Origin of the sequence: Solimicrobium silvestre, from assembly GCF_002976435.1 — a bacterium.
GTDB lineage: Bacteria > Pseudomonadota > Gammaproteobacteria > Burkholderiales > Burkholderiaceae_D > Solimicrobium > Solimicrobium silvestre.
This window is the reverse complement of sequence record NZ_PUGF01000029.1, coordinates 22284-37024: the sequence shown is the minus strand read 5'-3', so window position 1 is coordinate 37024 and position 14741 is coordinate 22284. Positions and strand designations below refer to the sequence as shown.

Annotated in this window: 7 protein-coding genes; 1 reads left to right on the top strand and 6 read right to left on the bottom strand. The window is 45.7% G+C overall.

Annotation, left to right across the window (positions count from 1 at the left end; all coding sequences use genetic code 11):
* Positions 1-7 precede the first annotated feature (7 nt).
* From S2091_RS20985 to S2091_RS20975, 3 genes are read right to left on the bottom strand one after another with little or no spacing between them, the layout of a single operon-like run.
* Positions 8-1216: a sensor histidine kinase gene (locus S2091_RS20985; RefSeq protein ID WP_165795056.1), complete on the bottom strand. Its 1209-nt coding sequence runs from the start codon at positions 1214-1216 to the stop codon at positions 8-10.
* Positions 1209-2921: a CheR family methyltransferase gene (locus S2091_RS20980; RefSeq protein WP_105533924.1), complete on the bottom strand. Its 1713-nt coding sequence runs from the start codon at positions 2919-2921 to the stop codon at positions 1209-1211. The genes S2091_RS20985 and S2091_RS20980 overlap by 8 nt, the downstream gene beginning before the upstream one ends.
* A 3-nt stretch (positions 2922-2924) precedes the next feature.
* Positions 2925-6680: a response regulator gene (locus tag S2091_RS20975; RefSeq protein WP_165795055.1), complete on the bottom strand. Its 3756-nt coding sequence runs from the start codon at positions 6678-6680 to the stop codon at positions 2925-2927.
* An 868-nt stretch (positions 6681-7548) separates the two neighbouring features.
* Between S2091_RS20975 and S2091_RS20970 the strand changes: the two genes are divergently transcribed.
* Positions 7549-10467, top strand: a complete 2919-nt coding sequence (locus S2091_RS20970) for a TonB-dependent receptor domain-containing protein (protein ID WP_105533922.1) — start codon at positions 7549-7551, stop codon at positions 10465-10467.
* Positions 10468-10588: 121 nt separating this feature from the next.
* On the opposite strand, the gene S2091_RS20965 is transcribed toward S2091_RS20970, so the two are convergent.
* From S2091_RS20965 to hemH, 3 genes are all read right to left on the bottom strand, one after another.
* Entirely contained in the window at positions 10589-12646 is a 2058-nt protein-coding gene (locus tag S2091_RS20965; RefSeq protein WP_105533921.1) for an NADPH-dependent 2,4-dienoyl-CoA reductase, read from the bottom strand.
* Positions 12647-12792: 146 nt separating this feature from the next.
* Entirely contained in the window at positions 12793-13644 is an 852-nt protein-coding gene (locus tag S2091_RS20960) for a symmetrical bis(5'-nucleosyl)-tetraphosphatase (RefSeq protein WP_243405518.1), read from the bottom strand.
* Positions 13641-14738: a ferrochelatase gene (hemH, locus tag S2091_RS20955; RefSeq protein WP_105533920.1), complete on the bottom strand. Its 1098-nt coding sequence runs from the start codon at positions 14736-14738 to the stop codon at positions 13641-13643. The genes S2091_RS20960 and hemH overlap by 4 nt, the downstream gene beginning before the upstream one ends.
* Between the last annotated feature and the right edge of the window lie 3 nt (positions 14739-14741).

Below are 14741 nucleotides of genomic sequence, written 5' to 3'. Positions count from 1 at the left end.
TTCGGCTTTAAATCGCAGAATGCACCTTGCATGGAACGGTTAAGGTAAATGTCGCTCCGAAACCGAATTCAGATTCAACGTGAATGCTGCCGGCCAGTAGCGATGTGGCGATCCGGTGGGTGATGTTTAAGCCGATGCCTGAGCCGCCGCGTCCTAGCCGGGTAGTAAAAAATGGATCAAATACCCTGCCAATATTATTGGGTGCAATGCCGTTGCCATCGTCTTTAAAGACGATCGTCACCAGCTTCTGGGATAGGTCGTTTTCCTCCGTGCTGGCACGGATGGTGATACACCCATGACCGCGCCCATCAAAACCGTGACGTATGCTGTTGTGAACTAAATTGATGATGATCTGCTCCAGAGGACCGGGGTAACTATCCATTTGAATTCCTGCCGGTATCTCTATATCAAATTGCCACGGGTCATGCTTAAAACTCGGCCGCAAACTCGTGATGGTTTCATTAATCACAGTGGCTAAATCAAATAGACGGCGTTGTTCTGAAGTTTGATCAACCGCGACCTGTTTAAACGTGACCACCAAGTTTAACGCGCGCTCAATTGAGCGATTGGCGAGCACCACAATATCTAAACTTTCCTTGATAAATTCTTCAATATTGCTGCGTTTGATCGTGCCTGCAAGGTAGTGACGATTGAGTTCGTTGAGCCGGTCGTGCATGGTTGAAATGGCGAGTTTTGAATTACCTAACGGTGTATTGAGCTCGTGTGAAACGCCTGCCACCATCGCACCGAGCGCAGAAAGTTTTTCTGATTGCAGCAAGTTATCCTGCATCGAACGCATTTCAGAAAGTGCGGTGATTAAACGGTTTTCCCTGTCTTGCAGGTGCTGGTAATGCCTGACCCGATTTAGGAAAATATTATCGTCTAACGGTTTGGTTAAATAATCGACCGCACCCAACGCGTAGCCGCGCTTGATAAATTCTTCCGACTTAAATACGGCAGTAAGAAATACAATCGGAATATTTCGGGTGCGCGAAGTCATTTGTAGCAGCCGGGCAGTTTCATAACCATCCATGATCGGCATATGGACATCCAGCAAAATTAATTGAAAATCATGTTCAACGGTACGCAATAACGCTTCTGCGCCGCTGGAGGCTTCAATGACTTCAACATCAGGCAAACGCGCGAGTAATTCGTTGAGTAAAAATCGATTACCCTGATTGTCATCAACGGCGAGAATCTTAAATAGTTCACCCATGTAAGCCTCCATTGCCCAAGCGATACACGTGACTGCCGGTGATGTAAGGCACGAAGCCCGCTGAACGAGCCAGATGATGCATGCCATCTTGTGGGCCAAGAACCAGAAAGCCATCACGGTGCAAGGAGCGTGCAAACCGTTCAAGTATCTTGCTTTGTAATTCAGGTTTGAAATAAATCATGACATTGCGACAGATGATGAATTGAAACTCGTTAAAAATACCCTCGTCAACCAACGAGTGTCGATGAAACAAAGTCGTGCTGCGTATGGAATCTTTGACTGTTAGGTAGTGACTACCTTGTTCAATGAAGGAGAAGAAATTATTTTTTCCGCCACTTTTTTCATAATTTTGCTGGCTGGTTTCTAATGATTTCTGCGGGAATAAACCCGCCTTGGCTATGTCAATTAAGTAAGCATTAAAATCCGTGGCAAATAAGCGGCTGCGTTTAAGCAAGCCTAATTCTTCTAGCAAAATAGCTAAAGAATAAGGCTCTTCGCCGGTGGCACAACCTGCCGACCATAATTTAATGACCGGAAAACTTTCCAGGTAAGGGAAGATTTTTTCGCGCAACAGTAGAAACTGTTCTGGGTGTCTGAAGAAGGTACTTACTCCAACGGAAATTTCCGCCATCATGCGATTGAATAGGGTGCTGTCGGAGAAAATTGCACGCTCAAAATCAAGCAAATTGGGCAGTTCAAATTTCATCATGATGTGCATGATCCGGCGCTTAAAGCTGGCTTGTTGATAGCCTCTGAAGTCATAACCATAATGACTCAATAGCGCATCTATAAATAGCTCTAGCTGATGCTCCGTTATAGCGGTGTCATTGGTGTAAACGGTTGCCGCAACCAGGCTGCAAATGACGGGTAATTTTAAAACATGGTTGAATTTACCAGCTTCAATTGCTGCATCGGGAAGTGCCCGCGCGTTCTCACATTCCGCACCGTTTTCAATGATGACGCAAGCACCTGCGTTGGTTAACTTGGCGCAGCCATCCACGCCGTCCCGGCCAAATCCGCATAACAGAATCGCCATTAGTTGGCTGCCATACTCGCTTGCCAGCGACTCAAATAACACATCAATCGACGGCCTTGCGTACTGAACTGCCTTGTCGCGAGTCAGGTAAACCAGACCATGAGCTACCTTCATGTGATGCCCTGGTGGCGCTACATAAATTGTTCCAGGTTCTATCGGCATTAAATTCTGCGGCATGACAACCTTATATTCGGTACGAGTCCGCAGTAAGGTATCCAACAGATTAATTTGATTTTCCAATACATGCTGCACTACAAACACGGCCATTTTGCCTAATGGAAGCTGTTCAATAATCGGTAGAATTTTATCCAAGCTGTTGGCGGAACCCGCTAAGGCTAATGCTTGAATTTGGAGCTTAGTTTGAGCCTGCGCTTTATTGATTCTCACCGCAATCGGGTGCACCGGTAAGTCCAGGCGCATCAGGCTATGCGTGAGCAGATAATGGTAAGTAATTATTTTAATCTGGACTAATCTAGTCAGGCATCTGGCAATTGCAGCAATGATTTCTGGCGGGAGTGTATCGGCATCATAAAAATCAATTTGATGCTGTACCGTTTGGTCGGCTGAATCGAGTATATGTTGAAGCTGGTCGCGCTCTGCGGCACTTTCCAAGTGGCCGAGCACGCCAATACGGCACAAATTTTCAGAGGATTGAAGTGTGATTTCCATGATTCATTCAACGCTTTTTGTACACCATAGTGCCGCCATATTGCACAGCACATCGTAATCTACCGGTTTGGAAAGGTAATCATCGGCACCAATTTCCAAGATATTTTCTCTGTCGTGCTGCATCGCCTTGGCCGTTAGCGCAACAATCGGAATGGCAGCGAATTTAGGGTTTGCACGAAGCGCGGTAATAGTTTGATACCCATCCATTACCGGCATCATGATGTCGGTAATGATTAAATTTACCTGTATGTTTTCAAGCATCTCCATAGCGCGGCGGCCATTTAACGCATTGAATACTTTGGCGCCCTGTTGCTCTAATGCGGAAGTCAGCACAAATAAATTGCGTGGGTCATCGTCAATTACGAGGATTTTTTTATGCGCCAGTTTTTTCTCATTGCTACGAGCCGCAACCGAAGTTAACTGAGTTTGTTCAACGGATGGCACAGTACGTAAAAATCGTGCAATATTTTCTTGCAGGCGTTGGCCAGCTTGTGGCGCGTTGACGATAATGCTGTCTGAGTAGCTGCGCAGGAGAGCTTCTTCGTCGTCACTTAACTGATCGATCCCAAAAAATAGCATGGCCGTATTATGGCTATCGCTGCGAATAGTCTGGGCAACTGCCAAGGCTTTCTCCATCGTTAAGTTAGCCAGATCAATCATTACGACACCCCATTCATGATTGTTCAATGCATCTTGTAATTCTTCTCCCGGGGTTGTTATGTGTACGGCATAGTGCTCTGAAACCAGTCGAGATTCAAGGATGCGTAATATCTCATTTGTTTCGTTAGTCTCGTTTTGCATCGTAGTGACCAATAAAATACCGCCGGCAGGCGCTAGTTTAATGGCATCAATTAACGCCGCTTCTGCTTCAACAATCTGGCTGCTAACAACTGGTTTTTGCAGGTATCCAACAATGTCCTGTTGGTTAAGCGTGCTGTCATGATCCCTGGCTGAGATGATGTAAACAGGAATTGATGCTAGTTCGTGCGTGGTTTTAATTTCATGCAAAATGTCGGTTCCGTCTTTGTCTGGCAAACCTAAGTCCAGCAAAATTCCGGCCGGGTGATGTTGCTTAGTTAATGCAAGACCTTCAGCACCCGTGTTGGCGACAAGTGTTTTGTAGCCGAGGCGGTGGTTAATTTCTATCACTGCCGTGCCAAAATCAAGATCGTCATCAATCAATAAAATGACCTTGTCATTTTGTTTTAAATTATGCCGGTCATCGTTGACTTTTCCTTGTGGCGTGTTGACGTTAGTTTTTGGTGTTGCGCTGATGTTCGTTGTCAGCACGGGTAAAGCGGCCGATAGCGGTGATAGGGGAGGGGTAATTGGAAGGCATAAAGTAAATTCACTTCCTTTGCCTTCAATGCTATTCAAGCTAATGGTGCCGCCTAATAATTCTGCGAAACGCAGGCTAATGGTTAGTCCTAGCCCGGTGCCACCGTATTCGCGCGAAGTGGAGCCATCCACTTGGCGAAATGCGTCAAAGATGCTGATGTGTTTGTTCTGTGGAATGCCGATGCCGGTGTCAATGACCGAGATCCTGATAGGCAGTTGATCGTTGGGTATTTTTTGAATGCGTAAGGTCACGCTACCTTGCTTGGTAAACTTGAAGGCATTCGACAAGAGATTGCGTACGATCTGGCTGATTTTGCCTGGGTCGCTGTTCAATTTAGTGTTCAGCTGATCCTGAATGATAAATTCGACACCATTATTTTGTGCGACTGAATCGAATAAATCCCGCAATTCGGTGATGATTGCGTTACTTGAAATCTCAACAAAATTCAGCTCGATGCGACCCGCATCGACTTTGGATAAATCCAGCACGTCGTTGATTAGAGTCAATAAATCCTGACCGGAGCGATGAATGACTTCAGATCTTTTAATTTCACTGTCACGGAGATGGCCATCTGGATTATCCATCATCATTTTAGAAAGCAGGATGATGGCGTTAAGCGGCGTCCGGAGTTCATGCGACATGTTGGCAAGAAATTCGGATTTGTAATGATTGGATAGCTCAAGTTGCTTGGCTTTTTCATCAATCTCGGTTTGCGATTGGCGCAATACTTCGTTGCTGTGTTCCAGTAGTTGGTGCTGTTCTTCCATCTGCGCATTGGATTGTTGTAGTTCTTCCGATTGCTGCTGCAAATTCTGTTGCTGCTGCTCCATTTGCGCATTAGATTGCAGTAATTCCTCAGCCTGTTGCTGCAATTGCTGCTGCTGCTCTTCCATGCGGATATTTACTTCTTGCAAATAGTCATTTTGTTTCCTGACATCCCGCCCAGCCTGTTCAGACAACGTTAATAGTGTGTGTATCTGGCCGCGTTGCTCTGCTACATACAAATAGGAAGCGATAATTTTTAGTGCTGAATTGAGGTAATCGAGCTTAATTTCACTTAACTGCTCCAAAAAGCTAAATTCAACAACTCCCAACAAAATGTTTTCTTTAAGTATCGGATAAGTGTAGGTAGCGTGCGGTGGTGAGTTGGTCGTGCCGGTGAGGATGGGGGCTGTGCCGTCGCCGGCAGCGCGGCTTATGTTGGTTAAGACGATGGGGTTTTTTTCAACGGCAACCTGACCGATCGCACCTTCGCCAAATTTAACCGTTTTTTGTTGATTCTCTCCCTCGGAATACATATAACTTCCAAGTACATCGAGCATCCCCACATCGGTACGCATTCTGTAAAGCACGCCGCGCCCGGCACCTAAGTAATGCCCGATGGTACTTAGCGCCGTATTGGCGATTTGTTGTGGCGTAAAGTCTCCGGTCAGTGCTTGGGCAAGCTGGTTATTGCCAGTATTTAGCCAATTATTTCTATCATCAATAATTCTGGCAGTGCGCAGCGACACCACCATATGATTGATCGCCTGACCAAGCCGGTCTCGCTCTGAAAGCACTTCCACGGCATCAGCCAGGTTGCCTCTACCTACCGCATCGGCGCGGTTGGCTACTTTTTCCATAGCATTGATGAGCTGCTTGATTTTAGCCATTAAGCTCGTGGTATCGCCGGGCTTTAACTGAATTTGAGGAGAAAGGTCGCCGAGCGCTAGTTTGGCGGCAATGTCCGCGGCATCCGCAGGTTCGCCACCCAACTGTCGTAAAATTGACCTGATGCTGAAAAAGCCGATTGCGCCGATGCTGATGAACGTAACAAAGCCGATAAATTGCAGGAAGTAAAAGGCCCGCTCTTTTTCAATTGCCGCCTTGTCGGCACTTCTTTTACTGATGACCGCGTTGTATTGAAGATGCTGATCCAAGACATCCAACAGCTTTCCATTTAAAGCCATTGTTTCCAGGATGATGTTTTGGGCTTTGACCTGGCCTTGCTGATTTTTGCTAATCTCTGCTAATGCTTGTGTGAGTGAGTCACTAAATTTTGCCCACAATGCTTTTTCTTGAAAATATAAACTTTTATCTTCTTCATCCGTAAAGCAGGGTGTTCCAAAACAGCCATTAAATTCGTATTTATTAAACGTATCTTCGACGTTGCGCCGGTAAACACTGATTTGGCTGATTAGCGTTTCCTTCTCTGTCCCATTTATTGAAAAAAACAATTGTTGAGCTGATATCCAGGCCAGGAAATAATTCTTCCGCATTTCACCGAGTAGCAGCAGACTGGGAACGACATTGACGTTGGCGTAATTGGTGCTGTCGTACACCTTATTGTTCATGTATTGGCTAATGCTAGCGATTAATGTGACTCCCATCAGCGCTACTGCAACAACGGGAACCAATCTTTTTAAAATAGTTAATTTCATGCCTATGGCCATTTAATGGCGGTTGGTTGAATTGACTGCATACAAAAGTGATCATTCGCTTACTAGGGGGGGTGATATAGCGTAGCTTAGTCATCGTCACTGACGACAAAGAATAATTAATATTAGTTAATAAACTGAAACTTGTTAGGTTTTTTTAGATTTATTAATTTGTAATTACATAACTATTCAGACGCTGATTAGCTGGGTATTAGCGATTTGATTTTCCTACTTTTGATATTTATCAGTGGGTCGATAATTCCCTGCTGTTCCATGGCGTTGAGCTGCGCTGCAAATGGATCTGCCTTTTTGTATGCATTTAATAACATCTTCATGCTCTAATAATTTTTGATAGTCGTGATTAAAAACTACGCTTCAATAAATGTCGCCGCGCTGTGATAAGTGGCTTTGTTTAGCGATGAGCGGATTTGGTTGAGTGATTAAATTAATGGTAAAAAAGTATTGAATTGGTGAGCGTTTATTTGCAGTATCTTTTTTCGATGTTCCAACATACTCTTCGAATAAATGAGCTGTAAATACACTAAGAATCGGAAAGTTTAGAATAATCTTCGGTAAATTGAGCTAGATATCTTCAATTATTCCGGCCTTGGTCGAATTTAAATGTTATTTAATTAAAAATAAATAAACGATTTAATTTTAATTTCCCAAATTAAATTTCGCAAATTCCCACTTTCAGACCACATTAAATCCTTTTGTTGGATTAATCAGACATCTGTTGGCTTATTGCAACTTAAAATCTGGACTATGTATCAATACGTTACATAATGTGGCTTCAAAGTATCAAATTATTTTGAGTTGTTTTTATAAAAAATCAGAGTTTGTAAAATAAAGATTAAGGGAGTCACACAAGATGAAATATGAACAAAAGGTAGGAGTAACTGCTGTTCAACTGGCGCTTGCACTTTTAGCCAGCAGCGCCATGATTAGTGCTCATGCACAACAGGCTCAGGATGCGGATGTACATGTTGAAAAGGTGTATGTCACCGGATCTAATATTAAGACTATCGATGCTGAAACAGCGTCGCCGGTTCAGATTATCAAGCGGGAAGATATTGCTCGCCAAGGTGTAACTAATATTTCTGATTTGATTGCCAACACTGCGGCTTCGTCGTCCCAGGGAAATTTAACCGATATTAGTGGTAATGGTTCATTTGCCCCAGGCGGTTCGGAAGTGTCGTTACGTAATTTGGGGGCACAGTCTACGTTGGTGCTGGTGAACGGACGCCGTATTGCCAGCTTTGGATTTGCTAATTTTACCGAGGTATTTAGCAATGTGGATTCAATTCCCATTGATGCGGTCGAGCGCGTAGAAATATTAAAGAGCGGCGCATCGGCAATTTATGGTTCGGATGCGGTAGCAGGTGTTATCAATATCATCACGAGACAAAATTTTCAGGGTGTCGAGGTTAACGCCGACGGCCAAAAATCCTTGCAAAGCCATACCTTTGGTACCAACAAGGCCTCCATTACTGCCGGTTTTGGTGATTACGCGAATGATGGCTTTAATATCTTAGTTAATGCCGACGTGTTTAAGCGTCAAAGTGTCATGTGGAGCGATGTACAGCAATATACCAATCCTTCCTTGATCTCTACGTCGTCAGCATATGGGGCGTTATCTACCTACTCACACGGTAATTTGATTGATGGAGCAAATTCTGCGCCATTGCCTGGTTGTGATCCTAGCCTGATTCAAGGTGGTTTGTGTAAATATAACCGTTCGCAGCAATCTCAGGCGGTCCCAGACGCGAACCGCATCAATTTTTATAGCACTGGTACCTTCAATTTAGGCGGTGGAACTCAGGCATTTACAGAAGTCAGTTTATCAAGAGGAAAAACGGACTATATTGCCCCCGTACCGTTATATGGTGCTCAGGCACCAGTTACTTGGGGCAATCCGTCCACCGGTCAGCCTTTAACCTTTAATTATCTCGGACTTTCGCTGAATGATCCGATTAATACCACTGGTGATGACGGTTCCGAGCTTCGTTTCCGCTTTTTGGATGCGCCTTCCTACAATGATGTTGTCGGGACTCAATATCGAGTTCTGGGCGGCTTGCGCGGCACTGTCAATGCATTTGATTGGGAAACTGCAGCCGGGATTATGGGGTCCAAAGTGACCTCTACTACGCAAGGTGCGTTTAGTAGTTCTGGTTTTATTCAAGAAATTGGTAACTACAATAACTTTTATCCAAATTCCAACCCTAATGTTGGTTTGTCCTATAATGCCACCGATCCGAATTTCTTTAACCAACCAGGGGGGTATCGTGCTGGGGGACAAAATAGTGCTACGGTATTGAACACGTTGTTCCCTAAGTTTGTTAGCACTGGACAAACACAGGCAGAATTCGTTGATGCAAAAATCACCGGACCGATTTATAGTTTGCCTGCGGGTCAAATCAATGTCGCCATAGGTGGTGAGCTGCGCCATGAAAGTATGATTTTAGGTGACAGTAATAATTTGCAAACTGGTGATATCGTCGGTTATGGTATCAGCGAAGCGAACTCGTCGCGTAATATTGAATCCCTGTATTCCGAATTCAATATTCCCGTGCTGAAAAACTTTGAAGTAATTCCTGCTCTGCGTCTGGATAAATATCCTAATCTGTCTTCGCATTTTTCACCTAAACTGGCAGCGCTTTATTCCCCTACCGATTCGTTGAAAATCCGTGCTTCACTAGAACATGGCTTCAGGGCACCGAATCTGATTGAAAGTGCTAACTCGAAGAAGTTTGCGTTTGATTCGGGAGTGCAAGATCCGCTGCGCTGTGCACAAGCGACTCAGTTATCGAATGATTTGTACACTGCGGCAAATAACCCGGCCCTAACGCCGACACAAGCATCACTAATTGCTGCCAGAGCTCTGGCTGTTCAAGGTAATGAATGTTCAGTTTCGGTACCTGACCAAGTGAGTAACAATCCTGAATTAAAACCAGAAACGGCGAAGAGCTACTCCCTTGGGTTGGTTTTTGAGCCGGTGAAAGGCTATGCAACTTCCGTCGATTTCTTCAGTATTGATCGTTCAAACGTTATCGGACTGCAAGGTGCGCAGCAATTAGTGAATGATGCGGCAACCGGGAATACACCGGCTGGTTCCACAGTTATTCGTCGGCCGTTAAATACCGCTGCTGATCAATCGTTCTCAAGTAATGATCCAGCTCTCGGAGGCCAGAACGATTTTACCGTGTATGGAGTCAACTCGGGATCGCTTCAGCAGATTGTTCGCGCGATGCAAAATATCTCCGAACAAAAAACCAGTGGTCTTGACATAGCATTCCAGGGAAAACAAAGTTTGGGTGAATACGGTAATTTCCGTGAAATTTTGGATAGTACGTATACATTAAAGTTTTACGACACCTCAGTCAGTACCTTGAGTGATAATTTGGTCGGTAGCTATTTAATACCTCACTTTGCAGGCAGCTTGACGTTGGTGTGGGACTTTAAGAAATTCTCCAATTCTTTACGTTTTAACTACACTGGTGGATATAACGAGCAAGCGGGCCTACCTGATACCGCTTGGAATCTGGCAGGTTGTGCTGGGAATAATCTGACGGCAGCCCAGTGTCGCGTTGCTTCTAACCGGACAACCGATTATGCGATTTCTTATACCGGGATTCAAAACCTGACATTAGGACTGAATATAATTAACCTGTTCCAGCAAAAAGCGCCGGTAGACGTAAAGGCATTTGGTGTCGGTGCGACTTTTGGTACCAACATGCAAGATGCAGAAGGCCGGATGTTGAATTTAAGTGTGAACTACAAATTTAAATAAGCGTGTTGTAAGCTGATTTAAATAAACGTTGTAAAAAATGGCCAGGTTATCCTGGCCATTTTCATTAAGACATTTTGAGTCTCGATTTAGTCTGGCAGTTTGATGCCAGTCATGTAGAGTTTTATAAACTTGCCGCCAACTCTGCACCTTCCCGAATCGCACGCTTGGCATCCAACTCAGCCGCCAATTTAGCGCCACCGATTCGATGAAAACGTGGGCCAGTTGGTTTGGTTTGCGCCGTACCTTCAACCTTTAATTCAGGCATTAATTCTGTCAGCGAGTCTTGTCCCGCACATAAAATCACGTTATCCACTTCCAGCAAACGCGTTTCGCCATTCACCGTGATATGCAAACCAGCATCGTCAATTTTGTTGTATTCAACACCGGCCAACATCGCGACACCGCCGTGGGCGAGCGCAGCGCGATGTACCCAGCCTGATGTTTTTCCAAGGCCCGCGCCGACTTTACTGGCTTTACGCTGCAGTAAATGAATTTGACGGAACGGGTTAGCAGGCAGCTTGTCGGTCGCTAAGCCGCCGTTCGTAGTCGCGTTTAAATCCACGCCCCAATCAGCGCACCAATGTTCTACCGTAATCGGCAAACTGATGTTTGGGTTGTGTAATAAGTACTCCGCCACATCAAAACCAATTCCACCCGCGCCGATAATGGCGACTTTGTTACCGACCGGTTTCTTATGCTGCAACACATCAATGTACGACAATACTTTAGGGTGATTAACACCGTCTATGCGCGGTGTGCGCGGCACAATGCCGGTCGCGACGATGATTTCATCAAAGCCTTGCGCTAACAATTCGTCACGCGTAACACGCTGGTTTAACTGAAGTTTGACGCCGGTAATTTCAATGCGGCGTGCAAAGTAGCGCAGCGTTTCTGAGAATTCTTCTTTGCCCGGAACTTGCATGGCAATCTTAAACTGACCGCCTATGCTGTCGCTACTGTCAAACAGCGTTACGTCGTGTCCGCATTCTGCTGCAACGGTCGCGGCGGATAAACCTGCCGGGCCACTTCCGACCACGGCCACTTTTTTGGCCTTTGATTTTTTTAAATAGATTAATTCAGTTTCATGTGCAGCACGCGGATTGACCAGACAACTGGCGCGTTGGTTGGCAAATGTATGATCTAAACAGGCTTGGTTACAACCGATGCAGGTATTGATTTCATCACTGCGGTTGCTTGCCACTTTATTCACAAAGTCAGGGTCGGCTAAAAATGGCCTCGCCATCGATACCATATCTGCGTCGCCGCTGGCAATAATGTCTTCGGCAATGTCTGGCGTATTAATGCGGTTAGAAGCGACCACCGGAATTTTTACTGCCGCTTTTAAACGTGCCGCAACAGAACGGAAAGCCGCACGTGGTACCGAAGTCACAATGGTTGGGATGCGCGCTTCATGCCAGCCGATGCCGGTGTTTAAAATCGTTACGCCAGCAAGTTCCAAGGCTTGCGCAACTGTTACCACTTCATCCCAGCTATTGCCGCCTTCGACCAAATCTAAAATGGAATGGCGATACATAACGATGAATTTCTCACCGACTGCAGCGCGTATTTGTTTAACGATTTCAACCGGCAGACGCATGCGGTTTTCAATTGAACCACCCCAGCGATCCTTGCGTAAATTGGTGCGCGTGCATAAAAATTGATTCAGCAGATAGCCTTCGCTACCCATAATTTCAACCCCGTCGTAACCGGCTTTTTGCGCCAATTTAGCGCAACGCACGTAGTCGCGGATCGTGCCCTGAATGCCGCGCTCAGTTAATGCACGTGGCTTGAACATGGAAATAGGGGATTTTTTGTCCGAAGCAGAAACTACCAAGGGCTGATAGCCATAACGTCCCGAATGCAAAATTTGCATGACGATTTTGCCGCCTTCCTGATGCACGGCTTTAGTGACTTTTTGATGATTGAATACATCTAATAAATGATTCATCGTGCCGCCGAACGGCAGCAACCAACCGCTGCGGTTCGGTGAAATTCCACCGGTCACCATCAAGCCAACACCCCCGCGCGCCCGTTCGGCAAAGTAGGCGGCCAATTTGGAATAGTTATAAAAACGGTCTTCCAAACCGGTATGCATCGAGCCCATAATGACGCGATTTTTTAAGGTGGTAAAACCCAAATCGAGCGGGGCGAGTAAATGCGGATGGCTGCTAGTTGTCATGGCGATGGCTGTAAGGTGGCTGTAAACGTGGGGAAGAAGTTGAGGATACACACCGCGTTGCATTGCGGCTAGTGCTTAGGCTAGGTGCTGAATTCTAATGTGGTGAAATTTGTAATTGTATGTTCGAGTATGTTGATGCATAAAATCTAATTTATTTCCTGATGCGGAGGGCAGTCCACTTGGAATAATTGATGATCAGATAATCGCATTGCCGTGAGTTTGCCGCCCCACACGCAGCCGGTATCCAAGCCAATTAAGTTGGGTTGTAGTTGCAAACCAATTGCGGACCAATGACCATAAATAAGCGTGCTGGATGCCGATAATCTCGGATGACTAAACCACGGAGCAAAGCCGGGTGGGGTTTTGTTGAGGCCTTCTTTGCTGTCGAATTCCATTTCATCGCTGATGGTGCAAAACCGTAAGCGCGTTAACACGTTGACGATGCAGCGCAGCCTGTCCATACCGGTTAACGTTGTGCTCCAAACGCTGGGTTGGTTGCTATACATAACGCGCAAAAAGTCCACGTAGTTTGGACCTTGTAACATCTGCTCAACTTCTCGCGCATAGTCCAGCGTTTGTTCTACAGTCCAGCTTGGCAATACACCTGCATGAATGATTAAATGCTGTTCAATTTGAAATGCTAACGGACGATGACGCAGCCAATCGAGCAATTGTTCACGATCTGGCGCATCGAGAATGGGGCGTAAATAGGCGTCGTGATGCGGGCGATGCGCGCCGTACGCGATCCCCAGTAAATTTAAATCGTGATTACCTAATACGCTATTCGCACGATCACCTAATGCGACTAATTTGCGTAAAGTAGGGAGGGATTGCGGTCCACGATTAACCAGGTCGCCAGCAATAAATAATGTCGCGTCGGGATCTTGCAGCAAGATCTGCGCATGCAATTCATTGAACTGGTCGCAGCAGCCTTGAAGGTCGCCAACTACATAAATATGCTCGGTGTTGGTCATGGTGTTGTTTGCGATGCTGTTCATTGAGTAGCACCGATTTTTTTAGCCCAAACCACACTAGCGGCAGCTTGTTGCTGGACATCGCGTAGCGCCTCAAAACTGGTCGGCCAGGCGTGTAAATGCGGTTCGGTGATTTCAGCTAAAGCGCGTAACCAAAGCGCATCTTCATTCAGGCACGGTATGTAATGAAACTCTTTACCGCCCGCCAGCATAAAAGCGGCTCGCACTTCAATATTAATTTCTTCCAGCGTTTCTAAACAGTCGCTGGTAAAGCCCGGGCAAATTACATCAACGCGGCGCGTGCCGCTTTTTGCCAATGCTTCAATGCTCGGTAAGGTGTATGGTTGCAACCATTCAGCTTTACCAAAGCGGGATTGAAACGTAACGCTGTATTCGTCTTCTTTTAACCCCAAACTTTGCGCTAACAAACGCGCTGTTTTGTGGCATTCACAGTGATAAGGATCGCCTAATAATAAGGTGCGTTTTGGCACGCCATGAAAACTCATTACTAAGTGCCCAGCACGCTTATTTTGTTCCCAGTGTTTGAATATGGAATTTTTTAAGGCAAGAATATAGCCGTCATGATCGTGATAATGCTTAATAAAACGTAGTTCAGGAATGTTCCTGATTTTTTTATAATGTGTGGAGACCGCATCAAAAATAGATGCGGTAGTCGTGCCGGAGTATTGCGGATAAGCCGGCAGAATTAACACCCGTTCACAGCCATTTTTCTGCAGCTGGTTCAACACATCTGATACAGCAGGCTGGCCGTAACGCATGGCTGCAACCACATCAACCTGATGCCCGCGTTCACCTAAGTAACCACGTAATAATGTCGCCTGTTTAAGTGTGTGAACTTTTAATGGTGAACCTTCGGCAGTCCAGATCGCCGCGTATTTGGCGGCAGATTGTTTGGAGCGGAATGGCAGGATGATGCAATTCAGGATAAACCACCAGATTAATCTGGGAATTTCGACCACACGCGTATCGGATAAAAATTCTTTTAAATAGGGTCGTAACGCCTTGGCAGTAGGCGCTTCTGGCGTACCTAGGTTAACCAGCACTACGGCGGTTTTACTGGCTTTGCCGTGCTGGAATGAGGAAGAATTTTTAGACATTGG